This window comes from Streptomyces sp. MBT53 (genome assembly GCF_016654115.1).
In the GTDB taxonomy this organism is placed as follows: Bacteria; Actinomycetota; Actinomycetes; order Streptomycetales; family Streptomycetaceae; genus Streptomyces.
The window spans coordinates 1-22,598 of the sequence record NZ_JAEQAZ010000070.1; the positions used below are offsets into that span (position 1 = coordinate 1).

22 protein-coding genes are annotated in these 22,598 nt (G+C 70.5%); 12 read left to right on the top strand and 10 right to left on the bottom strand.

Annotated elements, in window-relative coordinates; all coding sequences use genetic code 11:
• The coding region (locus JHN45_RS24900; RefSeq protein ID WP_201050704.1) for a response regulator at positions 1–404 on the bottom strand (404 nt) is incomplete at its 3' end.
• A 237-nt stretch (positions 405–641) separates the two neighbouring features.
• Positions 642–1,310 (bottom strand): DUF3000 domain-containing protein, encoded by a 669-nt coding sequence (locus tag JHN45_RS24905; protein WP_201050705.1) that lies wholly within the window; start codon positions 1,308–1,310, stop codon positions 642–644.
• 105 nt (positions 1,311–1,415) lie between these two features.
• Here JHN45_RS24905 and hemE point away from each other — a divergent pair, with 105 nt between their 5' ends.
• On the top strand, positions 1,416–2,483 hold the full coding sequence (gene hemE / locus JHN45_RS24910; RefSeq protein ID WP_200716076.1) for a uroporphyrinogen decarboxylase: 1,068 nt from the start codon (positions 1,416–1,418) through the stop codon (positions 2,481–2,483).
• Between the two features lie 6 nt (positions 2,484–2,489).
• Here the strand turns inward: hemE and JHN45_RS24915 are convergent, their stop codons facing one another.
• Positions 2,490–3,314 (bottom strand): rhomboid family intramembrane serine protease, encoded by an 825-nt coding sequence (locus tag JHN45_RS24915; RefSeq protein WP_200716075.1) that lies wholly within the window; start codon positions 3,312–3,314, stop codon positions 2,490–2,492.
• A gap of 125 nt (positions 3,315–3,439) precedes the next feature.
• Here JHN45_RS24915 and JHN45_RS24920 point away from each other — a divergent pair, with 125 nt between their 5' ends.
• On the top strand, positions 3,440–3,763 hold the full coding sequence (locus JHN45_RS24920; protein WP_200716074.1) for a hypothetical protein: 324 nt from the start codon (positions 3,440–3,442) through the stop codon (positions 3,761–3,763).
• 5 nt (positions 3,764–3,768) lie between these two features.
• On the opposite strand, the gene JHN45_RS24925 is transcribed toward JHN45_RS24920, so the two are convergent.
• Together JHN45_RS24925 and JHN45_RS24930 are read right to left on the bottom strand one after the other, a co-directional pair.
• A complete protein-coding gene (locus JHN45_RS24925) occupies positions 3,769–5,169 on the bottom strand; it encodes an FAD-dependent oxidoreductase (RefSeq protein WP_201050706.1) in 1,401 nt (466 codons plus the stop codon).
• A gap of 27 nt (positions 5,170–5,196) precedes the next feature.
• Complete coding sequence (locus JHN45_RS24930) at positions 5,197–6,159, bottom strand: DUF4349 domain-containing protein (RefSeq protein WP_201050707.1); 963 nt, start codon at positions 6,157–6,159, stop codon at positions 5,197–5,199.
• A gap of 161 nt (positions 6,160–6,320) precedes the next feature.
• On the opposite strand from JHN45_RS24930, the gene hemG reads away from it, so the two are divergent.
• Both hemG and hemQ read left to right on the top strand, forming a co-directional pair.
• Positions 6,321–7,751, top strand: coding sequence for a protoporphyrinogen oxidase (hemG, locus tag JHN45_RS24935; RefSeq protein WP_201050708.1), 1,431 nt, complete (start codon positions 6,321–6,323; stop codon positions 7,749–7,751).
• 4 nt (positions 7,752–7,755) lie between these two features.
• A complete protein-coding gene (gene hemQ, locus JHN45_RS24940; protein WP_201050709.1) occupies positions 7,756–8,487 on the top strand; it encodes a hydrogen peroxide-dependent heme synthase in 732 nt (243 codons plus the stop codon).
• A gap of 83 nt (positions 8,488–8,570) precedes the next feature.
• On the opposite strand, the gene JHN45_RS24945 is transcribed toward hemQ, so the two are convergent.
• From JHN45_RS24945 to JHN45_RS24965, 5 genes are all read right to left on the bottom strand, one after another.
• The gene (locus tag JHN45_RS24945) at positions 8,571–10,151 is read right to left on the bottom strand and encodes an alpha/beta hydrolase (protein WP_201050710.1); all 1,581 of its coding nucleotides are present in this window, start codon (positions 10,149–10,151) and stop codon (positions 8,571–8,573) included.
• 134 nt (positions 10,152–10,285) lie between these two features.
• Entirely contained in the window at positions 10,286–11,068 is a 783-nt protein-coding gene (locus JHN45_RS24950; protein ID WP_201050711.1) for a TIGR04222 domain-containing membrane protein, read from the bottom strand.
• 123 nt (positions 11,069–11,191) lie between these two features.
• Positions 11,192–11,962 (bottom strand): DUF4142 domain-containing protein, encoded by a 771-nt coding sequence (locus JHN45_RS24955; protein WP_201050712.1) that lies wholly within the window; start codon positions 11,960–11,962, stop codon positions 11,192–11,194.
• Positions 11,963–12,075: 113 nt separating this feature from the next.
• Positions 12,076–13,392 (bottom strand): DUF692 domain-containing protein, encoded by a 1,317-nt coding sequence (locus tag JHN45_RS24960; protein ID WP_201050713.1) that lies wholly within the window; start codon positions 13,390–13,392, stop codon positions 12,076–12,078.
• A gap of 166 nt (positions 13,393–13,558) precedes the next feature.
• A complete protein-coding gene (locus JHN45_RS24965) occupies positions 13,559–14,347 on the bottom strand; it encodes a DUF4142 domain-containing protein (protein WP_201050714.1) in 789 nt (262 codons plus the stop codon).
• Positions 14,348–14,541: 194 nt separating this feature from the next.
• Between JHN45_RS24965 and JHN45_RS24970 the strand changes: the two genes are divergently transcribed.
• From JHN45_RS24970 to JHN45_RS25005, 8 genes are all read left to right on the top strand, one after another.
• Complete coding sequence (locus JHN45_RS24970) at positions 14,542–14,997, top strand: hypothetical protein (RefSeq protein WP_200715869.1); 456 nt, start codon at positions 14,542–14,544, stop codon at positions 14,995–14,997.
• A gap of 150 nt (positions 14,998–15,147) precedes the next feature.
• Positions 15,148–15,969 (top strand): ABC transporter ATP-binding protein, encoded by an 822-nt coding sequence (locus JHN45_RS24975; RefSeq protein ID WP_307783189.1) that lies wholly within the window; start codon positions 15,148–15,150, stop codon positions 15,967–15,969.
• A 17-nt stretch (positions 15,970–15,986) separates the two neighbouring features.
• Positions 15,987–16,841 (top strand): ABC transporter permease, encoded by an 855-nt coding sequence (locus JHN45_RS24980; protein WP_236584068.1) that lies wholly within the window; start codon positions 15,987–15,989, stop codon positions 16,839–16,841.
• A gap of 106 nt (positions 16,842–16,947) precedes the next feature.
• Positions 16,948–18,057 (top strand): ABC transporter substrate-binding protein, encoded by a 1,110-nt coding sequence (locus tag JHN45_RS24985; RefSeq protein WP_201050716.1) that lies wholly within the window; start codon positions 16,948–16,950, stop codon positions 18,055–18,057.
• Positions 18,058–18,097: 40 nt separating this feature from the next.
• Positions 18,098–19,159 (top strand): LLM class flavin-dependent oxidoreductase, encoded by a 1,062-nt coding sequence (locus JHN45_RS24990; RefSeq protein WP_201050717.1) that lies wholly within the window; start codon positions 18,098–18,100, stop codon positions 19,157–19,159.
• The gene (locus JHN45_RS24995; protein WP_200715873.1) at positions 19,159–19,818 is read left to right on the top strand and encodes a cysteine hydrolase family protein; all 660 of its coding nucleotides are present in this window, start codon (positions 19,159–19,161) and stop codon (positions 19,816–19,818) included. The genes JHN45_RS24990 and JHN45_RS24995 overlap by 1 nt, the downstream gene beginning before the upstream one ends.
• Positions 19,815–21,149, top strand: a complete 1,335-nt coding sequence (locus tag JHN45_RS25000) for an NtaA/DmoA family FMN-dependent monooxygenase (RefSeq protein WP_201050718.1) — start codon at positions 19,815–19,817, stop codon at positions 21,147–21,149. The genes JHN45_RS24995 and JHN45_RS25000 overlap by 4 nt, the downstream gene beginning before the upstream one ends.
• A 16-nt stretch (positions 21,150–21,165) precedes the next feature.
• Positions 21,166–22,593 (top strand): MFS transporter, encoded by a 1,428-nt coding sequence (locus tag JHN45_RS25005; protein WP_307783190.1) that lies wholly within the window; start codon positions 21,166–21,168, stop codon positions 22,591–22,593.
• The last annotated feature ends 5 nt before the right edge of the window (positions 22,594–22,598 follow it).

Here is a 22,598-nt window from a genome sequence, read left to right on the forward strand (position 1 = left end):
ATGGGGGCGGCGCCGGGTCGGGTGGGGAGCCCGACGTTCGTACGGGTGCCGGTGACGACGTAGCCCTTGACTCCGCCCGCGAGGGCGTTGCGCACGGCACCGATGTCGTCGGCGGCGGACAGGGCCAGGCCGTTGGGCCAGCCTGCGGCTCGGGTCTCGGAGAGCAGGGTGAGTCCGGAGCCGTCGGGAAGGTGGACGTCTGCCACGCAGATGTCGCGGGGGTTGCCGATGCGGGGACGAGCCTCCGCGACGGACGAGGCCTCGATGACGTCGCGCACACCGAGCGCCCACAGGTGGCGGGTGACGGTGGAGCGGACGCGCGGGTCGGCCACGACCACCATGGCGGTCGGCTTGTTCGGGCGGTAGGCGACCAGGCTTGCGGGCTGCTCAAGAAGAACGGACACCAGGCCTCCTGGGGTGCGGGACGACTTTCAAGGTCACAGTCGTCTTCGGCACCAAACCCGCGGTCCTTTAGAGAAAGATCACGATTTAGTGAGTAGCAATCAGTGCAATTCGGACACGCTGTCGATCGTTCGGTGAACGAAACGGTTCGTTCGAGGGGTCACTCGTGATTGAAAGTGGCCGTATCGACAAAGACACCGCAAGCGACGGGTAAGACCTCGGTGTGCCTCGGGTAAGGCTCAGCGTGACTGCGGACCCCGGCGCTGCGGCAGCGTGACGATGGACGCGTCGCCAGGACCCGCCGGCGGCAGGCCCGCGACCTGGGCCAGCAGATCGCACCAGGAGGCCAGATGCGCAGCCGTGTCCGGGACGCCGCCGAGCCCCTCGCGGGGCGTCCACGAGGCGCGGATCTCGATCTGGGAGGCCGACGGACGCTCGGAGAGCCCGCCGAAGTAGTGGGAGCTGGCCCGGGTGACGGTGCCGCTCGGCTCGCCATAGGTCAGTCCGCGGGTCTGGAGCGCGCCGGTCAGCCATGACCAGCACACGTCGGGCAGCAGCGGATCCGCCGCCATCTCCGGCTCCAGCTCCGCCCGCACCAGCGTCACCAGCCGGAACGTGCCGTGCCAGGCGTCGTGCCCGGCCGGGTCGTGCAACAGCACCAGCCGGCCGTCGGCGAGATCCTGGTCGCCGTCGACGACCGCGGCCTCCAGCGCGTACGCGTAGGGGGCCAGGCGCTGTGGCGCCGGCGTCGGGTCGATCTCGATCTGCGGTCGCAGCCGACTGTTCCGCAGGGCCTGGACCGCGGCCTGGAAAGCCGGCGGTGCCGTACCGCCCCCATCCCGGTCCCCCTCCTTGGAGTCGTCCATTCCGTCAGCGCCGTCCGACAGTCGTCCCTGAGCCGCAGCCATGCGGGAAGATTAAGGGGAACGGAGGCATCGTGCGGGACTAGACACCCGCTCTTGCGTCTCGCACACCGTGCAATCGCCTTCCGGGGCCGTGCGAGACTTGCCCCCGTGAGTGTCAACCAGAGCCCCACGGGCCAGCAGCCGACCGCCACTTACGACTCCGCCTTCATGAAGGCGTGCAGGCGCGAGCCCGTACCGCACACACCCGTGTGGTTCATGCGGCAGGCCGGGCGCTCGCTGCCGGAGTACCACAAGGTGCGCGAGGGCGTCCCCATGCTGGAGTCCTGCACGCGGCCCGAGCTGGTCGCCGAGATCACCCTCCAGCCGGTGCGCAGACACGGCGTGGACGCGGCGGTCTACTTCAGCGACATCGTCGTCCCGCTCAAGGCCATCGGCATCGACCTCGACATCAAGCCCGGCGTCGGCCCGGTCGTCGAGAAGCCGATCCGCACCCGCGCCGACCTGGCCCGGCTCCGCGACCTCACCCCCGACGACGTCTCCTACGTCACCGAGGCCATCGGCCTGCTGACCGCCGAGCTCGGCCCCACCCCCCTCATCGGCTTCGCCGGCGCGCCGTTCACCCTCGCGAGCTACCTAGTCGAGGGCGGCCCGTCCCGCACGTACGAGAACGCCAAGGCGATCATGTACGGCGACCCCGAGCTGTGGGCCGACCTCCTCGACCGCCTCGCCGAGATCACGGCCGCCTTCCTCAAGGTCCAGATCGAGGCGGGCGCCAGCGCCGTCCAGCTCTTCGACTCCTGGGCCGGCGCCCTCGCCCCCGCCGACTACCGCCGCTCGGTCCTCCCCGCCTCCGCGAAGGTCCTCAAGGCGGTCGAGGGCTACGGCGTCCCGCGCATCCACTTCGGCGTCGGTACGGGCGAGCTGCTGCAGCTCATGGGCGAGGCCGGCGCGGACGTCGTCGGCGTCGACTACCGCGTCGCGCTGGACGAGGCCGCCCGCCGGGTCGGCCCCGGCAAGGCGCTCCAGGGCAACCTCGACCCGGCCGTCCTGTTCGCCCCCACGTCGGCCGTAGAGGCGAAGACCCGCGAGGTTCTCGAGGACGCGAAGAACCTGGAGGGCCACATCTTCAACCTCGGGCACGGTGTGATGCCGTCCACCGACCCGGACGCGCTCACCCGGCTCACCGAGTTCGTCCACACCGAGACGGCCCGATAGACGCGCTCACCACGTGTGCCGGGGCCGCGCCCGCCTGCCGAACAGCAGGCCGCGCGGTTCCGGCGGCGGGGGAGTGCCCGCCTTGAGCGGCCAGGCCAGCAGCATGCCGACCAGGAACCCGACGACATGCGCCGAGTACGCGACGGTGCCCGCCTCGGAGACGCCCTCGCCGGACGAGTAGAACGCCTGGAGCACGAACCAGAAGCCCAGCACCAGCCAGGCCGGCAGGCGCAGCGGCAGGAAGAACAGGAACGGCACCAGGACCCACACCCTGGCTTTCGCGTACAGCACCAGATAGGCGCCCAGGACACCGGCGATCGCCCCGGAGGCACCGATCAGCGGATCGCCCGAGTCGGCGTTGAGCAGCGCGAAACCGTAGCCCGCCGCGTAACCGCACACCACGTAGAAGAGCGTGAAGCGGATGTGACCCATGCGGTCCTCGACGTTGTTGCCGAAGATCATCAGGAACAGCATGTTGCCCAGCAGGTGGATCCAGCTGCCGTGCAGGAACATCGCGGTGAACACGCTCAGGGGCGCCGACTTGTCGTAGCCCGGCGGCGCGACCGCGCAACCGGCGCCCCCCGGGCCGTTCTGCACGGCACCGGTCGGGACCAGCTGCGGCATCTGATGGTGGATCAACTCCCTTGGTACGGCCGCGTAGTGGTCCAGGAACGCCTGGAGATGGCACAGCTGCGAGAGGTCGCTGCCACCCGCCACGGAACCCGCCATTCCGGGCGTGGCCAGGAAGACGAGCACGTTCGCGGCGATGAGCGCGTACGTCACCCAAGGGGTGCGGCGCACCGGGTTCACGTCATGGACGGGGATGACCACAAGGGATTAGTGCCCCCGATCCGCGCGGCGAACCGGTGAACACCGCCGTCCGCCTGTGCGTATGACTCCTCAACCGCCCGCGGTGCGGGGAAGGCGTGTCGCGGGGACGACGTGAGGAACAGGCGATGAACGACCGGATTTCCCCTCAGATGACCGCCACGCCCGACGGCGAGGCAGAGATCTCCCTGGTGGTGCGCCTCCCCTGGGAGGACGTCGCCAAGCTCGGCCAGGAAGCGGGCCGCCTCGCCGCGCAGATGCAGCGGCCGGTGACCCTGGACGAGGCGGTGAGCAACAGGCTGCGCTCCACGGCCCTGGGCGCCCACGCGAAGCCTGCGGCGGCGCAGCCCGCCGCGATGATGCCGCCGAGCGCGTCGGTGTCCTCGCTGCCGGCCAGGCCGCCGGCCGAGCAGGCACGCCAGGCCATAGACCGCATCAACGGCACGGCGTAAACGCTTTACCGCAGGCCTGCCTGGACCTTGGCGGTCGCCTTTCGGGCCGCCACCAGGACCGGGTCCCACACGGGGGAGAACGGCGGCGCGTACCCCAGGTCCAGGGCCGTCATCTGTTCCACCGTCATACGTGCCGTGAGGGCGACCGCCGCGATGTCGACACGCTTCGCGGCGCCCTCCCGGCCGACGATCTGCACGCCCAGGAGACGGCCGGTACGACGCTCGGCGAGCATCTTCACCGTCATCAGGGAGGCCTCGGGGTAGTAGCCCGCGCGGCTGGTCGACTCGATGGTGACCGCCTCGAACCGCAGCCCCGCGCGGTGAGCGTCCTTCTCCCGCAGCCCGGTGCGCGCGATCTCCAGATCGCACACCTTGCTCACGGCCGTACCGACCACCCCAGGGAAGGTCGCGTAACCGCCGCCCACATTGGTGCCGATGACCTGCCCGTGCTTGTTGGCATGCGTCCCCAGGGCGATGTGCCGTTCCTGCCCGGAGACCAGGTCGAGCACCTCCACACAGTCGCCCCCGGCCCAGATGTTCTCGTGCCCGCGCACCCGCATCGCCATGTCGGTGAGCAGCCCGTGGTGCTGTCCCAGGGGCAGCCCGGCCGCCTCGGCGAGGGTCGTCTCGGGCCGCACCCCGATCCCCAGCACCACCACGTCCGCCGGAAACTCCGCGTCCTCCGTGACCACGGCCCGCACCCGCCCGTCGTCCCCGGTGCGCAGCTCGGTCACCCGGACGTCGTTGACCATGGTGATGCCCAGGCCCTCCATCGCCTTGTGCACCAGACGCCCCATGTCCGGGTCGAGCGTCGCCATCGGCTCCTTGCCCCTGTTGACGACGGTCACGTCATACCCGCGGTTGACGAACGCCTCCGCCATCTCCACCCCGATGTACCCGGCCCCGATCACCACGGCGCGACGCCCACGCGTGCGTGCCAGCGAATCGAGCAGCGCCTGCCCGTCGTCGAGCGTCTGCACCCCGTGCACTCCGGGGGCGTCGACACCGGGCATGTCCGGACGGACCGGCCGCGCCCCGGTCCCGATCACGAGCTTGTCGTACGACGTCCAGGACTCGGCCCCCGAATCGACATCCCGCGCGCGTACCCGCCCGCCCGCGACGTCCAGCTCCACGACCTCGGTACGCATGCGCAGGTCGATGTCCCGCGCCCGGTGCTCCTCCGGGGTACGGGCGATCAGTTCCTCCGGAGCGGACACGTCACCGCCCACCCAGTACGGGATCCCGCACGCCGAGTACGAGGTGAAGTGACCCCGCTCGAACGCCACGATCTCCAGCTCGTCCGGCCCCTTGAGGCGGCGCGCCTGTGACGCCGCGGACATGCCCGCGGCGTCACCGCCGATGACGACCAGTCGTTCCCGGGTACCCCTCGCACGGCTCATGTCCATGCGAACACGCTACGGGGACCGATGATTTCAGTCCTGTCCGCCCTGCTCCTCCTCGCGCACCGGCGGGGCGGCCGGCAGCGGACCCACCGCGGTGGCCACGGGGACCGCAGCCGCCCGACGCGGCCGTACGAGCCGCAGCCACACGACGACCAGCAGCGCCGCCACCGCCGCGAACGGCAGCACCGCGCCCAGCGCCAGGGCGATCCAGCGCAGCATCGTCACGAAGACGTGCCAGCCGCCCGCCACGGCGTCCACGAAGCCCGGGGAGTCGTCCTTGGCGGCGGCCTTCGCCACCGGGGTCTGCGACAGGGACAGCGTGATGGTGGCCAGGCTGGTGCGGTCCTTCAGAGAGGCCTGTTGCGCGAGCAGGGCCTCCAGGTCGGACTCGCGGGTGCTCAGCTCACCCTCCAGCTCCACCACGTCGCTCAACTTGGTGGCCCGGTCCATCAGTTCACGCACGCGTGCCACGCTGGCCCGCTGCGAGGTGATGCGGCTCTCCACGTCCACGACCTGGTCGGTGACGTCCTGCGCCTTCGCGGTCCGGTCGAGCAGCTTGCCCGCGCCCTCCAGGTCAGCGAGAACCTCGTCGTACTTGTCGGTGGGCACCCGCAACACGACCCGGGTGCGCTCGTGGCCCTGTCCGTCGCGGGTGGTCGTCTCGTTGCCGACGAACCCGCCCGCGTTCTCGGTCGTGGTGCGGGCCTCGTCGAGCGCCTTCGGTACGTCCTTGACCCGCACGGACAGCGAGGCCGTACGGATGATGCTGCTCGCGGTGAGCTTCGGTAGGGACTTGGTGTTCCGGGCGTTGCCGCTGCCCGAGGCGCCCTCCTGCTGAGCGGTGCCCGGAACCGCGGCCTTGGCGCCCGCACCGGCGTCGCTGGCGGAGGTCGCCTTGTCCGAGCTGCCGCTGCACCCGGTCAGCGCGAGGGCAGAGGCCAGCAGGAGCCCGGCCAGGGCCTGGACGGGCCGGACGGAGTGTCGTGTGCGCATGGGTCGGTACCCCCGAGGTTCGTCGTGACGACTGACGCTCCTTCGACGCCGGGACCGGCCGGGACGTTGGCCTCCGGCGATTCCGATGAGGTCACGGTCGGGACTCACGGCGGACACCGGGCCGGAGTCGGACTGTCAGTGGGGTCTGAGAGGCTGGGGGCATGCGCGAAGTGGAGACTCGTACGGGCACAGGGCATGTCGTCGTCATCGGCGCCGGGATCGGTGGGCTGGCCGCCGCACACCGGCTGCTGGACAGAGGCGTGCGCGTGACGGTCGTCGAGGCCGCGGACCGGGTCGGCGGCAAGCTGCTGCCCGGCGAGATCGCCGGCGCCCGCGTGGACCTCGGCGCCGAGTCGATGCTGGCCCGCCGCCCCGAGGCCGTCGCGCTCGCCCGCGAGGTCGGCCTCACCGACCGCCTCCAGTCGCCCGCCACCGCCACCGCCTCGCTCTGGACCCGGGGTGCGCTGCGCCCGATGCCCAAGGGCCACGTCATGGGCGTCCCCGGCACCGCCTCCGCCCTCTCCGGGGTCCTGTCCGACGAGGGCCTGCACCGCATCGAGCGCGACGCCGACCTGCCCCGCACGGAGGTCGGCGAGGACGTGGCGGTCGGCGAGTACGTGGCGGCCCGCCTCGGCCGAGAGGTCGTCGACCGCCTTGTCGAACCCCTCCTGGGCGGGGTCTACGCGGGCGACGCGTACCGCATCTCGATGCGCTCCGCCGTCCCCCAGCTCTTCCAGGCGGCGAAGCAGCACGACTCCCTCACCGAGGCGGTCCGGGGCATCCAGGAGCGTGCCGCCGCCGCACAGCAGACCGGCCCGGTCTTCATGGGCATCGAGGGCGGAGTGGGCCAACTCCCGCTCGCCGTCGCGGAGTCGGCCCGCGCGCGGGGCGCCGAGATCCTCACCGGCACACCGGTGACGGAGCTGCGCCGGAGCGGAGCGGCCGGCTGGCGGGTCGTCGCCGGAGACCGGGTGCTGGAAGCCGACGGAGTGATCGTCGCCGTACCCGCACCGATCGCCGCACACCTGCTGCGGGCCGAAGTACCCGGCGCCGCCGCCGAGTTGACCGCCGTGGAGTACGCCTCGATGGCCCTGGTCACCCTCGCCTACCGCCGCGCGGACGTCGAACTCCCCGAAGGCAGCGGCTTCTTGGTGCCGCCGGTCGACGGCCGCACCATCAAGGCATCCACCTTCGCCTCCCAGAAATGGGGCTGGATCGCCGACGAGAACCCGGACGTACTGATCCTGCGCACCTCGGTCGGCCGCTACGGCGAGACGGCGATCCTGGACCGGGACGACACCGGCCTGGTCGACGTGTCGCGCCACGACCTGCGCGAGGCCACCGGCCTCGACGCCACGCCCCTGGAGACCCGGGTCACCCGCTGGACCGACGGCCTGCCCCAGTACCCGGTCGGCCACCACGCGCGCGTGGCCCGCGTCCGCGAACACGTCGCCAAGCTGCCCGGTCTCGCCGTGTGCGGCGCGGCCTACGACGGAGTCGGCATCCCGGCGACCATCGCGAGCGCGTACGCGGCCGTGGAGCGGCTGACCGGCGACCCGGTGCCGAGCGCGTCCGGCGGAGCGGGAGAATAGCCCCATGAGCGACGACGCCCCCACCACCGAGTCCGGCCGTGTCCCGAACAAGGGCAAGCTGGCCAAGGACCTCAACGAGGTCATCCGCTACACCCTGTGGTCCGTCTTCAAGCTGAAGGACGTACTGCCCGAGGACCGCGCCGGATACGCCGACGAGGTCCAGGAGCTGTTCGACCAGCTCGCCGCGAAGGACGTGACCGTCCGCGGCACGTACGACGTGTCGGGTCTGCGCGCCGACGCCGACCTCATGATCTGGTGGCACGCCGAGACCGCCGACCAGCTCCAGGAGGCGTACAACCTCTTCCGCCGCACGAAGCTCGGCCGCGCCCTGGAGCCGGTCTGGTCGAACATGGCGCTGCACCGCCCCGCCGAGTTCAACCGCTCGCACATCCCGGCCTTCCTGGCCGACGAGACCCCGCGCAACTACATCAGCGTGTACCCGTTCGTGCGCTCGTACGACTGGTACCTGCTCCCCGACGAGGACCGCCGCCGCATGCTCGCCGACCACGGCAAGATGGCCCGCGGCTACCCGGACGTGCGCGCCAACACGGTCGCCTCCTTCTCGCTGGGCGACTACGAATGGCTCCTGGCCTTCGAGGCCGACGAGCTGTACCGAATCGTCGACCTCATGCGCCACCTGCGCGCGTCGGAGGCCCGCATGCACGTCCGCGAGGAGGTCCCGTTCTACACGGGTCGCCGCAAGGACATCGGGGACTTGGTAGCAGGCCTGGCGTAGCGTCTTTGTCTTTCAGGGGCGCGGGGCTGTGTCGATATGCGGCTCCGCCGCGTGTGCGCGACCAGCCCCCACCGGGCCGCGGTCTACCGACTACCCGGTCGCGCAGCCTTCGGCGCAGCATGCGGCGCACACGCAGCATGCCGCTCAGGCAGCTGCCCCTCCAGCAAATAAGCGTCGAGATACCCGTTGACGCACTTGTTGGCCCCACCCGCGATCCCATGAGTCCCGGCATCCCGTTCGGTCACCAACACCGAGTCGGACAACCGCCGTTGCAGTTCGAGAGCGCCGTCATACGGAGTGGCCGCATCCCGCTCGGCCGCCAAGATCAGCACCGGCGGGAGTTCACCAGGCCCCGTCCGCACATCGAGGGCCTGCTGACGCGGCGCGGGCCAATACGCGCAGGGCAGGTTCATCCACACGTTGTCCCACGTCTCGAACGGTGCCACGCGCGCGAGCCGCGTGTTGTCCCGGTCCCACACACTCCACTCGGTGGGCCACGGCGCGTCGTTGCACTCGACGGCCGTGTACACCGCGTTGCCGTTCTCCGCCTCGACGGCCGCCTGAGGTGTCGGCCCCGCCTGCTGCACCAGCAGCTTGGGGTCGCCCTTCAGGTAGGCCGACAGCGCCGCCGCGGTGTGCGGCCAGTAGTCGTCGTAGTACCCGGCCGACAGAAACGCGCCCTGCAACTGCGCTGGCCCCACCTTGCCGCCCGCCGGCTTCTCCGCGAGCCGCGCCGAGGCCTTCTCGTAGCTGCGCAGCACCTTCGCGGCCGTGTCGCCGAGCCCGTACACGTCGTCGTACCGGGCGATCCACTCCCGGTAGTCCGCCCAGCGGCCCTCGAACGCGGCCGACTGGTCGAGGTTGTTGCGGTACCAGACCTGCTCGGGGTCCGGGTTCACCGCCGAGTCGAACACCATCCGCCGTACGTGCGAGGGGAACAGCGTCGCGTACAGCGCCCCGAAGTACGTGCCGTAGGACGCGCCCATGAACGTCAGTTTGTCCTCGCCGAGGGCGGCGCGCAGGACGTCCAGGTCGCGGGCGTTGTTGAGGGAGTTGTAGAAGCGGAGCTTGCTGCCGGAGCGCTTGGCGCAGCCGCGCGCGTAGGTCTTGGCCTCCGCGACGCGCTCCTTCTTGTACGACTCCGAGGGGTGGGTCGGCGACTGCGAGGGCGCCTTGAAGAAGTGCTTGGGGTCCTCGCAGGACAGGGGTGCCGACTTGTCGACCCCGCGCGGGGCGTAGCCGACGAGGTCGTAGGCCGACGCGATGCGCTTCCACTCGGGGAGCATGCCGATCAGCGGGAAGTAGAGGCCGGAGGCGCCGGGGCCGCCCGGGTTGTAGACCAGGGAGCCCTGGCGGGGGACTCTGCGCTTGCTGTTGTGCGGGTCCTTGTGGGTGGCGCGGGCGCGGCCGACGGTCAGCTTGATCTGTTTGCCGTCGGGGTGCGCGTAGTCGAGCGGGACGGAGACCGTGCCGCACTCCATGGTGCCGGGCATGTCCTCCGCGTCCGGGCACTTCCCGAAGTCGATGCCGCGCGCGCGGGCGTGCGCGGCGGCGAGCGCGGTGCCGGCTGATTCGACGGCGTCCGGGGCTCCGGTGGCCGGGGCGGCGACGAGGGTGGTCAGGAGCAAGGACCCGGCGGCCGAGTACAGGGCGGCGGCTCGCATGGTGGCGGTATCCCTTCGGAGCACGGCTGCAACAAAAGGGATGTTTCGTTCGCTGGTTGGCGAAGGCAAGCACCGTCGGGCGGTGTCGGCCCCAATGACCCCTGTGCGCCCCCTGGCGCGCTCTCACGCCGAGATCAGCGCCGCCAAAGGTCGAACTGCTCGCGGTGCGCGAAGGCCGCCCGCAGATCCGGTTCGCCGACCGCGCGGATGCCCCGTACGGCCACCGACGTCAGATACGTACGGTCGTCGGCGCCGCCGCCTGCGTACCGGGTCAGGGTGCCGAGCAGCTGCTGACCGGCGGGGGAGGCCCAGTGCGAGTACGGGTGCACCTCGACCCGGGCGATGGCCAGACAGCTCAGCGTCAGGGCCAGCGGCAGCGCGAACCAGAGCGCGACCAGCCCGCGCGGCATCTCGGCCCCCGGCGTCAGCAGCGCGGTCGCGCCCAGCACCAGCACGACGAGCGCGGCGGCCCGCACCTGCCGTACCCCGGAGGCGACCGTCGTGCGGGTGCCGTCCGGTACGGCGAGACCCGCGTCGACGAGCCGGTCCGCGACGTCGCGGACCGCGTCCGTGGCGGCCGCGGTGGCCCGCACCGGGGCGATCCGGGACTGTCCCTCGGGCCCGATGGCGCCTATCACCGAGCGCTCGATGGGGTCCCGGCCGCGCGGGTCGACGACGGTCGCCCAGCCGGTGTGGGCGAGCAGCAGCCGGTGCTGGCGCGCCATGGAGACCAGCGTCAGATCGGCGACCCGCGCGGGACCGCCGGACAGGAACGCCGCCTCGTAGAGCGTCAGATCGTGTCCCTTGCCCGCGTCGTCCGCGTCGACGGCCGCCGCTCTGACGGCGGCCAGGCACAGCCGCGTGCACGCCGTGCCGGCGACGGCCCAGGCCATGAGCAGGAGAAGGACCCAGAACATGCCAAGTTTCTATGCCAAAGGCCCAGCGGGACGCCATGCCTTGTTCACAATCCGGACGGAGCGTTGTCTGCATGTGACGTTCCACTTGTCCGGAAACAGACCACGGCCGAAACAGCGCTACGGCTAGGGCTGTGCCGACGGCGGCGGGCTGGAGGCGGGCGGCGGCAGCGAGTACGTCGGGGAGAGCGACGGGGCCAGCGGGACGACCTGACCCGGGTCGGCCACGGCGGAACTGCTGGGCGCGGGCGTGCTGCTCGCGGCCATGTCCCGGGCCAGCGCGGCGAAGTCGACGTATCCGGTGGCCTCCAGAACCTTGATGTGGTCCAGGACGGTCGTGTTGGCGTCGTCGGCGAGGGCGCGGACCAGGGAGTTCTGGGTGGTGGCGCGGACCTGGGCGACCACCGTGAACACCTTGCCGTGCGCGAGCCGCAGGATGTTGGCGAACTTGCGGTCGAAGTCCACGCCCGATGCCGCGTTCAGGGTGGCGAGCCACTGCTGTTGCTGCGCGTTGGGCTGGTTCGGCAGCGGCAGCCCGAGCTTGGCGGCCACGTCCCGCACCCGCTCGTCCAGGAACGTGTGGCCGTCGATCAGATGCTGCCCCGCCGTCCGTACGGCCGCGGTGGTGCCCTTCTCCTCGGCCTGCTGCCCGGCCGGCAGCTCCCACAGCCCGGCCAGCCGCACCCGCGTGACGAAGTCCCGGTCCAGCGCGGACAACGGCCCGTACTGCGTGGCCACGGTCTGGTCGCTGAGCACGTTGGCAGCGGTCGGCCCGGACCGGTCGGCGTAGGACCAGACCGGGAAGACCAGCGCCGCCAGGGTCGCGGTCAGACCCATGACGATGACGCCGGTGCCACTGAATATGCCTCGGCCCTTTACGGGGGGTCGCGGTCGCATGGGGTGCCTCCTGTGACGGCACCGCACGTAAGTGCGCTTCTCGTGCGGAACCGCAATATTACTGTGGAGTCACTCTCACCTTCCAAGGCCCCTCCCGGCCCTTCCGCGACCCGTCAGCGGCGCAGCAGCACCCGCCTGGTGGCCCGGGCGAGCCGGACGGCGGGCCGCGCCGAACGCGGGGCCGGTCCCGAGCGCTCCAGCCACCAGGCCCGCAACTCCCGCCTCACCTCGGCGTTCCCGGGCCCGCCCGAGAGCAGCAGCTGCCCGGCGAAGTCCAGCGCGTCGCGGCGGTAGCCGCCGGTCATCGGGTGGGTGTGCGCGTACGCGAGGAACGCCGGCCGGTATGCCTCCCCGAGGATCTCCGGCAGCTCGGGAGCCACCTTCGCCACGACGTCGGCCCGCTTCGCCCCGAGCGCCCGCGCCTGCACCCCGAGCCGCACACGGTCGAACCCCTCGGGCACCGGAGTACCGGCGACCAGCGCGGAGAGCAGGGCGGCCTGGGCGAGGGCGAGCCGCTGGCGGGCGGGGGCCGTCGATGTGGAGACCTGCGGCGCCGAGGCTTGCAGCGCGGTTGTCGGAGCCACGACATGCGCCCGCCCCCGCACGCGCCCCTTGTCCAGCGCCCCGCGAATCGACGTCAACTCCCGCTCCAGTTCTGCCGCTTCGGGAAAGTTGTCGTCGCGCTCCAGCAGGACCCCCGGAGGGGAGACGCGGGACGCCAGGTCGGTGAGGATGTCGAGGACCGGTGCGGGGACGGGGTGGGCGTGGCTGTCGTGCCAGACGCCGTCGCGTTCGACGCCGCCCGCGACATGGACGTAGGCGATGGCCTCGACGGGCAGTTCGGCGAGGGCCTTGGCCGGGTCCTCGCCGCGGTTGACGTGGTTCGTGTGCAGGTTGGCGACGTCGATGAGGAGGCGTACGCCGGTGCGGTCGGCCAGGTCGTACAGGAACTGGCCCTCGGTCATCTCCTCGCCCGGCCAGGCGAGCAGCGCGGCGATGTTCTCGACCGCGAGGGGGACGGGCAGTGCGTCCTGGGCGATGCGGATGTTCTCGCAGAGCACGTCGAGGGCGTCCCGGGTGCGCGGCACGGGCAGCAGATGGCCGGCTTCGAGGAGCGGGGAGGCGGTCAGCGGGCCGCCCGCGCGGACGAACGCGATGTGCTCGGTGACCAGCGGCGAGCCGAGGGCCTCGGCCCGCTCGGCGAGCGCCGTCAGCCGGTCCGCGTCGGGCCGGTCGGCGCCGCCGAGGCCGAGGGAGACGCCGTGCGGGATCACGGTCACGCCGCGCTCGCGCAGCCGTAGCAGCGAGTCGGGGAGGTGGCCGGGGCAGAGGTTCTCGGCCACGGCCTCGACCCAGTCGATGCCCGGCAGGTGCTCCACGGCGTCCGCTATCTCCGGCCGCCATCCGATGCCCGTCCCCAGTCGTTCCATCGCTCGTCCCCGTCCCGTTCTCGTCCTCGATGTCCGCGCCGAAATCCACCCACTCCACAGGACCGCTGTTCGGTGTGACGGAGGTATCGCCCCCGGGCCGGGCCCCGAACCCCGGCCGGGTCACCTTCAGAGCAACATTTGAGGTTCGGGGCGGGGGCGCGGCCGGCTAGCCCAGCACCCCGTTCGAGTCGACCGGATCCGGTCGCCCGGTGTTGACCGTTCCGGGCGCGCCCGGGGACGGCCGTGAGGTGGTGCCGATGTTCGGGCTCGCCACGGCGGCCGGTGCCGAGGGCGCCGGCTGGCCGGGTACGGGCGCGGCGGGACCGGTCGGGCTGGCGGTGGAGGCGTTCGCGACCCCGTTGGCGATCGCGTCGAAGTCGACCCGCCCGGTCTTCTCCAGCACGGTGATGTGGTCCAGCACGGTCTGGTTGGTGTCCGAGGCAAGCTGTCGCACGAGGGTGTTGCGCGTGCTGTTCCGTACGGCGCCGATGGCCGGGAAGATCTTGCCGTGCGCGGCGCGCAGCAGGTTGACGAACTTGTACTCGTACTCGGCGCCGGTCGCCGCGCTCATCTCCTGCAGCCAGCCCTGCTGTTGCTCGTTCGGCACGTTCGGCAACGCGACATTGAGCTGGGCCGCGACGATCCGCACCCGCTTGTCGAGGTCGGTGTGGCCGACGATGAGATGGTCCCCGGCCTCCTTGATCGCCTGGCTGGGCGCCCGCTCGATCGCCTGCTGTCCGGCGGGCAGTTCCCACAGCCCGGCCAGCCGCACCCGCACGATGAGATCCCGGTCGGCGGCCGTCAACGGCCCCCACTGGGTGTTCACGGTGCCCGCCGCCACGTTCGCCTGACCGGTACCCGAACGGTCGGCGTACGACCACACGGGGAAGACGAGGGCGCCAGTGGTGGCGACGACGGCCGCGATGAGCACAGCCGTACCGTTGATACGACGCAAGGGAGCCTCCCGGGGACACCAACTGGTCGTTGGAGAAGTTGACGCGTGGCCAGTGCCTGGAGGTACGCGCGGGACGGACAGCTTGTTCAAAGGAAGGGCACTGTTGCCCAAAGGGCAGGCAAAGAGGGCGGGTTCGGCGGGCCGGACCGGGTGGTCCGGCGCAGGCAACACGGGGGAAACGGGGCTTTCCTAGGATGCGGCGGGTGCACCTGACCGTCCTTGACGCCCCCACCGAGTGGAGCCGCTTCGCCGAGGGTTCCGTCGAACGCCGCATGCTGCTCGCGCTCGGCGACCTGCTCGGCACCCCGCTGCGCCCGAAACCGCTGATGCTGCCCGACGGCAGCCGCGTCGAGGTCGAGGGCATCGACCCCGCCTGCCGCGTCCTGGTCCAACTCGTCGGCAACCAGGGTGCGTACAAGCCCGCCTACCGCAACAAGGTCATGGCGGACATGTTCAAACTGCTCTGGCTGCGCGAGTCCGTACCCACCGCGGAACGCGCGGTCCTCCTGGTCAGCGAACTGATCGTGCAGGCCCTCGGCGGCTGGGTGGCGCGCGCGGCGGCGGACCTCGGGATCGAGATCCACGTCTACGACGGCAGCGCGGTCGCCCCGCTGCGGCCCTTGTCGCGGCCAGACGTAAAACGCCCGTAACAGTCAACTGCCCCGTACCGAAACACAATCTTCCTACGGTCGGGGACACCTAAGCGGATTTCCGCGTGGCAGTCAGTCGCACTCGCCACGCACGCTCTCCGACTTCCAGGATCGGGCACTCGTGCCCGCGACATGGATGGGAGCGTGAAGGTGACTGGTACGCCAGCACTCCAACTGCGGTCCGTACGACGGGTCTACGGCTTCGGGTCCGCCGCGACCACCGCCCTCGACGACGTCCACCTGACCGTGCCGTCGGGCCGTTTCGTCAGTCTCATCGGCCCCAGCGGCTGCGGGAAGTCGACCCTGCTGCGGCTCGTCGCCGGGCTCGAACAGCCGGACGGCGGCGAGGTGTTGGTCCACGGAGTGACACCGGCACAGGCCTGCGCGGCCAAGCTGATCGGACTCGTGCCACAGAGCCCCGCACTGCTGCCCTGGCTGTCCGTCCTGCGCAACGTCACGCTGCCCCAGAAGATCAACCGGGGCGCGGCCGGGCGCCGGGAACGCATTGCCGACTTCGCCGAACGCCGAACGGCCCCCGACATGAAGGAACTTCTCGTCAAGGCCGGCCTCGGCGACGCCCTGCACAAACTCCCGGCCCAGCTCTCCGGCGGCATGCGCCAACGCGCCGCGATCGTCCGGGCGTTCGGCCTGCAACCCGACGTGCTCGTGATGGACGAACCCTTCTCGGCGCTCGACGAGTTCACCCGCGAAAGCCTTCAGGACCAACTCCTCGACCTGTGGGAGGAGTTGCGGACGACCGTCCTCTTCGTCACCCACTCCGTGTCCGAGGCCGTACGGCTCTCCGACACCGTCGTCGTCATGGCGCCGAACCCCGGCCGCATCGTCGAGAGCATCGACGTCGACCTGCCCCGGCCGCGCGGCGAACGGCTCTTCGGGGAACGGCGGTTCCACGAGTACGAGGACCTGGTGAGAGAACGGCTGCGCCGCGCCTGGCACAGCGAAGCCGCGTGAGTGGGGGCGTGAAGGACATGACCGTAGCCGACGAACGCACCACCGCACCGGCGAGCGAAACACCGTCGTCCGTTGAACCGTCCCGCTTCAGCCTCAAGCACCCGAGGTCCCGGATCGGCTGGATCCGGCCGGCCGTCTGGCTGCCCCTCGTCGTGATGCTGGGGATTCTTGCCGGGCTGTGGCAGTGGGGATCCGATCAACTTCCCTATCTGCTACCGCCGTTGTCCGATGTCGGCAGTTCCCTCTCCGGGAACTTCGGCTACTACCTTCACAACGCGCTCATCACTCTCGGCGAGGCGACGGCCGGGCTGGGGATGGGATTCGTAGGCGCGTTCGTCCTCGCGGTGCTGACCAGTGAACTCCCGCTGGTGCGGCGGGCGGTGATGCCGATCGCGGTCGTCCTCAACGTCACGCCGCTGGTGGCGGTCGCGCCGGCTCTGGTTGTCGCGTTCGGGTTCGGGCCGATGCCCAAGCTGATCATCACCGGGCTGATTTGTTTCTTCCCGATCCTCATCAACACGGCGACGGGGCTGCGGTCCGTGCCGCAGCAGGTGTTGCAGGTCTACCGGACGATGGACGCGAGTCGGGTCGAGCTGTTGTGGCATGTGCGTGTTCCGAATGCGCTGCCGTATCTCTTTGCCGCGCTGCGGATCGTCTTTCCGCTGTCGATCATCGGGGCGGTTGTCGCCGAGATGTCGGCGTCCGGGTCCACGGGGGGTCTTGGCACCGCGATCAGTGTGGCCTCCTCGATGAATCAACTCCCCGTTGTGTACGCCTCGATCCTTGTCCTTGCCGTGATGGGCGTGCTGTTGCTGCTTGCCGTGACTGTTGTCGAGCGTCGTGTGCTGCATTGGCACGACAGCGTGAACTGAGGCGCGGTTCTTTCGTCTGCGGGCCGGTGGGGGCTGGTCGCGCAGTTCCCCGCGCCCCTTTCGGGGCGCTTAACTCACCGGCGTTTACGCCAGTTTGGAGTCACCCATGTCCCGTCAACGCCTCACCAGATCCGCCGTCGTTGTCGCCGTACTGACACTCGGCGTCGCCGGATGTGGTTCCGGTTCGAGTGACAGCACCTCCGCCGGTGCCGCCGGTTCCGCGATATCCGCGAAGCGTTGTGCCGAGAACAAGGCCGCCGGGAAGATCACGTATCTCTCCGGGTACCAGTTCCAGTCCTCCGTCTCGATCCTTGAGTACATCGCCGCCGCCAAGTTGGGCTATTTCAAGGACCTTTGCCTCACCGTCGACCTCAAGCCCGGCAGTGGTGACACCGCGCAGAACACCAAGCTGCTCGCCGGTGGACAGGCCACCGTGTCCGCGATCTCCGAGCAGGACCTGATCCAGGCGCAGGCCAACGGCATCGACATCAAGGGGATTTCCTCGTACTCGAACGCCGGGCTCGACATCCTGATGACCAACAAGGACATCACCGACCTGACCCAGCTCGACGGCAAGGTCGTGGGCCACAAGGGGTACGTGCCCGCCGCCGTCGAGGCGATGCTGGTCAAGGCCGGCGTCAAGTGGGACTCGCTCAAGCTGGTCAAGGAGGGCTACGACCCCTCCGTGCTGCCGCGGAAGCAGGGCGGTCTCGAAGCGCTCACCGGGTTCATCTCCAACGAGCCCAACCAGCTCAAGGCGGCCGGCAAGGACGTCACCGTGTGGAAGCCGGTCGACTACAAGATCCCCAGTTCCATCGGCGCGATGGCGGTCAACCCCGCGTTCGCCAAGGCGCATCCGCACGCCGTCGAGGACATCCTGCGCGCCGCCCTGCACGCGTACGCGTACTGCTCCGCCGGCGAGGCGCACATCACCGAATGCGTCGGCTACGCGGCCAAGTTGTCCGGCCCGACGTACGACAAGAAGCTCAACGCGACGATCTGGAAGACCGAGACACAGGTCGTCAAGGAGAACCCGACGCCCGGACAGCCGCTCGGTGGCATCGACACCGACAACGTCACCCAACTCGTCGCCATGCTGCACCAGTTCAAGATCGTGCCGAGCAGTGTCACCGCCGCCAAGGCCGAGGCGTGGTTCGACACCTCGTTCGTCAAGGACGTCTACAGCGGCGACAAGCTCGTCTGGCCCGCGCCGTAAGAACGCAAGCAACCCGCAGAGCCGTAGAAAGGCCCGTGACGTGCCCGCGAAAGAGTACGGAATCTTCCTTCCCATCGGGAACGGCGGGTGGATGCTGTCCACCACCGCCCCGCACCCCGAGGCGACCTACGCGTACAACAGGCGTGCCGCCCTGCACGCGGAGAACATCGGTCTCGACTTCGTGATGTCGATGGCCAAGTGGCGTGGTTTCGGCGGGAGTACGGACCACTGGGGCCGCTCGCTGGAGTCGATGACGATGATGGCGGCGCTCGCCGAGGCCACCAGCCGGGTGAAGATCTGGGCGACCCTGCACGCCAACATCCACAACCCCGCGGTCGCGGCGAAGATGCTCACCACTCTCCAGGACATCTCCGGCGGCCGGGCCGGGATGAACATCGTGAACGGCTCGTACGCGGGGGAGTTCGAGCAATTCGGCGACTGGGACCCGGAGTTGAGCCACGCGGACCGCTACCGGATGACAGAGCTGTGGACGGAGGCCGTCACCCGGCTGTGGAGCGAGGACTCGGTCACGATGCGCACCCCGTACTTCGACCTCGCCGACTGCGAGTCGCGTCCGCATCCGGCGATCCGGCCCACGCTGATCAGCGCGGGACGGTCCGAGGACGCCCGCCGCTTCCAGGCCAAGTACGCCGACGGTGCTTTCCTCGCCGCCGACAGCCTCGACGACATGCGGTCGCTCTCCGCCGACGTGCACGCCCGCGCGAAGGCCAACGGCCGTGTCTGCAAGACCTATTCGATGCTCACCGTCGTCCAGGACGACACCGACGAACTGGCCGTCAAGAAGGTCAAGGAGTGGGGCGTCGGCGTCGACCGCGAGGCCCTCGCCCATATGCGGCACACCTGGGGCGTGCCCGAGGACCAGGCCCGCGCCTGGGCCGCCGGCGCCGACGGGGAGGCCGCCTTCCAGACGCCGTACGTCGCCGGCAGCGCCCGTACCGTCACCGAGCACATCGAGTACATCGTGCGGGAGGCCGACCTCGACGGGCTCATGCTGATCTTCCCGGAGTACGACGAGGACATGCTGCTCTTCGGCGACACCGTGCTGCCCGCGCTGCGCGCCCGCGACGAGGTGACGGCCTGATGTCCGACCTGCGCGACAGACAACTGGCCCGCCTCGCACGGCCGGAGAGCAGGCCCGCGCTCGTCGTGGTCGACGTGCAACGGGACTTCGCCGACCCGGACCGGCTCGGGGCCTACGGCCTCACCGACGAGGCGCTGGCGGCGCTGGGCCGGACGGTCACCCGGATCGCCGAACTCGTCGACGCCGCACGCGCCGCCGAAGTACCCGTCGTCTGGGTCGAGTTGGGCAGCGACCCGGCACGGCCGTGGCGGTCGAGCAACTGGCTGCGCGAGGGCGACTACGACGCACCCATGAGCCCGGACGAGCCGTGCCGGATCGGGACACCAGGCGCCGAGTGGTTCCAAATGGAGCCTGGGGAAGGCGAGTTGCGGGTGGTCAAGCGCGGCTACAGCGGCTTCCTAGGCACCGATCTCGACGCCCGGCTGCGCGCGGCCGGCTGCGACTGGCTCACCGTCGTCGGCCTGACGAGCGAGTGCTGTGTGTACGCGACCGCCCAGGACGCCGTCCAACTCGACTGGCCCGTCGTCGTGCCCCAGGACACGACCAACGCGTACGACCCGCACGTCAACGCCGCCGCCCTGTTCCAACTAGGTCTGAACGTGGCCGTGTTGAGCGACGCCGACGAGGTCGTCGAGCTGTGGAAGAAGGCCGCGCGATGACCGGAATGCACATCGGCTACGACCTCTCCTTCACCCACACCGAGGGCGCCTGGGCGCGTCAAGGCTCGTGGGTCGGGCGGGACTTCCCCGACGTCCGCATGTTCATGGAACTCGCGCAGACCGCCGAACGCGCGGGCGTCGGCCTGCTGTTCTTCGGCGACGGCAGCGGCATCCCCAGCACCTGGCGCGGCAGCATCGCACCGGCCGTCGAGTGGGGCATCCAGTGGCCGCGCCACGACATGGCACCGGTCATCGCCGCGATGTCCACGGTGACGGAGAACGTCGGCTTCGGCCTGACGTACTCCTCCACCTTCATGCATCCCTTCTACGTCGCCCGGCTGTTGAACTCGCTCGACCATGTGACCGGCGGCCGTATCGCCTTCAACGTGGTCGCCTCCACCCGCGGCGCCGACGCGGCCAACTACGGGTTCGCCGAACTCATGGACCACGACCTGCGCTACGAGCGGATGGAGGAATTCATCGACGTCTGCCGGGCGTTGTGGGACTCCGTCGCACCGGACGCCATCGTCCGCGACCGCGGCACGGGCCGGTTCGCCGACCCCGCGAAGGTGCACCCCATCGACCACGAGGGGCGCTTCTTCACCGTCAAGGGACCGCTCGCGTCCGTACCCGGCCCGCAGTACCACCCGCTCATCGTGCAGGCGGGCAACTCCCCCCGGGGCATCGCCGCTTCGGCCCGCTTCGCCGACCTGGTCTTCGGCTTCGGCGGACATCTGGCGAGCCAGCAGCGCCATCGCAAGCTGCTCGACGAGGCCCTGCTCGCCGAGGGGCGGGACCCGCAACACGTGGGCATCCTCTGGGCCACCCAGGTGATCGTCGGCCGCACGAAGGCCGAGGCGCTGGCGCGCTGCGAGGCGGTGCACGAGTTCTGGAACGAGGAGGCGGTCGCCACCTACCTCTCGCACAACGCCGGCTACGACTTCTCGACGCTGCCCGCCTCCTTCCAACTCGGCGAACTGCGCGACGAGTTGGCGGCCGCCAACGCGAGTCCTGCGGGGCTCGTCGGCTCGCTCGTCGCGGAGTTCGGCGCCGACCACACCATGAGCCGTAGCGAGTTCTTCGCGCACGGCCGGGGGCGGGCCACGGGCCTGGACCACAGCCTCGTCGGCGATCCGGCCGCCGTGGCCGACGCGTTGGAGGAGAACTTCGCCGCCACCGGAGCACGCGGCGGCTTCATGTTCTCCAGCCCGCTCGCCATGCCCGCCGGCTTCGCCGCGATCAGCGAACTGCTGCTGCCCGAACTCCGCCGCCGCGGCGCGCTCGCACCGGCCTACCCAGGCTCAACTCTCCGCGAGAACCTGGCAGTCTGAGGTGTCGGCGGAGAGTGTGAGTGCCCGGCGTGACTGGTTCGCCCTCGGCAGTCTCTGCACCGGGTTCTTCATGCTGCTGCTGGACAGCACGATCACCTCGGTCGCGCTGCCGTCACTGATCAGCGGGCTGCACGCGAGCGAGACCGCCGCGATGTGGGTCAACAGCGGCTACCTCATCGCGTACGCGGTGCCGTTGGTCGTCGCGGGACGGCTCGGCGACCGCCACGGCCATCGACGCGTCCACCTGGTCGGGCTGGCCGCGTTCACACTCGGGTCGCTGCTGTGCGCAACCGCCGCCACCATCACGGCACTTGTCGTCTGGCGAGTGGCACAGGGCATCGGGGCCGCGTTGATGACCCCGCAGTGCCTGACCCTCATCAAGGCGCTGTTCCGGCCGCCGCGTCTCGCCGTCGCGCTCGGGGTGTGGGGTGCGGTCGGCGGAGCGGCGGTGGCTGTCGGCCCGCTGCTGGGCGGATTCCTGGTGGCGGCCGGGGGTTGGCCCGCGGTGTTCTGGGTCAACGTGCCGGTCGGCGTCGCCGCGATGATCGCCGTGGCGGTGTTCGTGCCGGTCCTGCCACGGCAGTCGGCGCGCATCCCGGTGTGGGCGATCTGCGCGAACGCGACCGGCGCGGCTGCGCTCGTGATCGGCATCCAGGGCACCGACGGCGCGAGTGCGGAAGTGCTGGGCGTGCCGAGGTGGTTGCTCGCCGGGACGGGTGTGCTGGTCGTGGTGGCCGCGGTCTGGCTGCAGCGCCGGGACGGTCAACGCGCCCTCGTGCCGGTCGAGTTTCTGCGCAGCCGAGGGTTCGTCGTCGCTGCCTGGGCCGGTGCGGCCGCCGCTTTCTGCTCCGGGTCGGCCATGATCCCGCTGATGCTGTACCTCCAGCGGGAGCGCGGGCTCGACGCGGGCGCGGCTGCCCTCACCCTCGTACCGATGGGCGTGGTCTGCCTGTTGGGGGCACCGGTGTCGGCCCGGCTCAACAACGGCATCGGATCCCGCGCGGTCGCCGTCATCGGCTCCGGCGCGCTCGTCCTGTCCATCGGCACATCAGCGGTACTCGTCGCGACCGACGCCCCGATCCCCGCGCTGACCGCCACGTTCGCGGTGTACGGGGTCGCCAACTCCTTTGTCTGGTCGCCCCTTTCGATCGCGGCGGTCACATCGGTCGGACCGGCCGAGGTCGGCGCGGCCTCCGGAACGTTCAACGCGATGAAGCAACTCGGCGCGGTACTGGGCAGCGCGGTCTGCGCCGTTCTGCTGGCCGGCCACGGCTACGCGGTCACGCTCGGCGGGCTCGCGGCGGTCGGGCTGCTCTGTCTCCTCGCCTGCGCGCTCCTGCGAACAGAGCCTCCCGGCAGGGGACTTCTGTCGGTGCCCACCGCCCCACACCTAGCCACGGATACCCACGGGAGTCGCCTGATGAAGCCTGACGTGGCCTCATGAAGCCG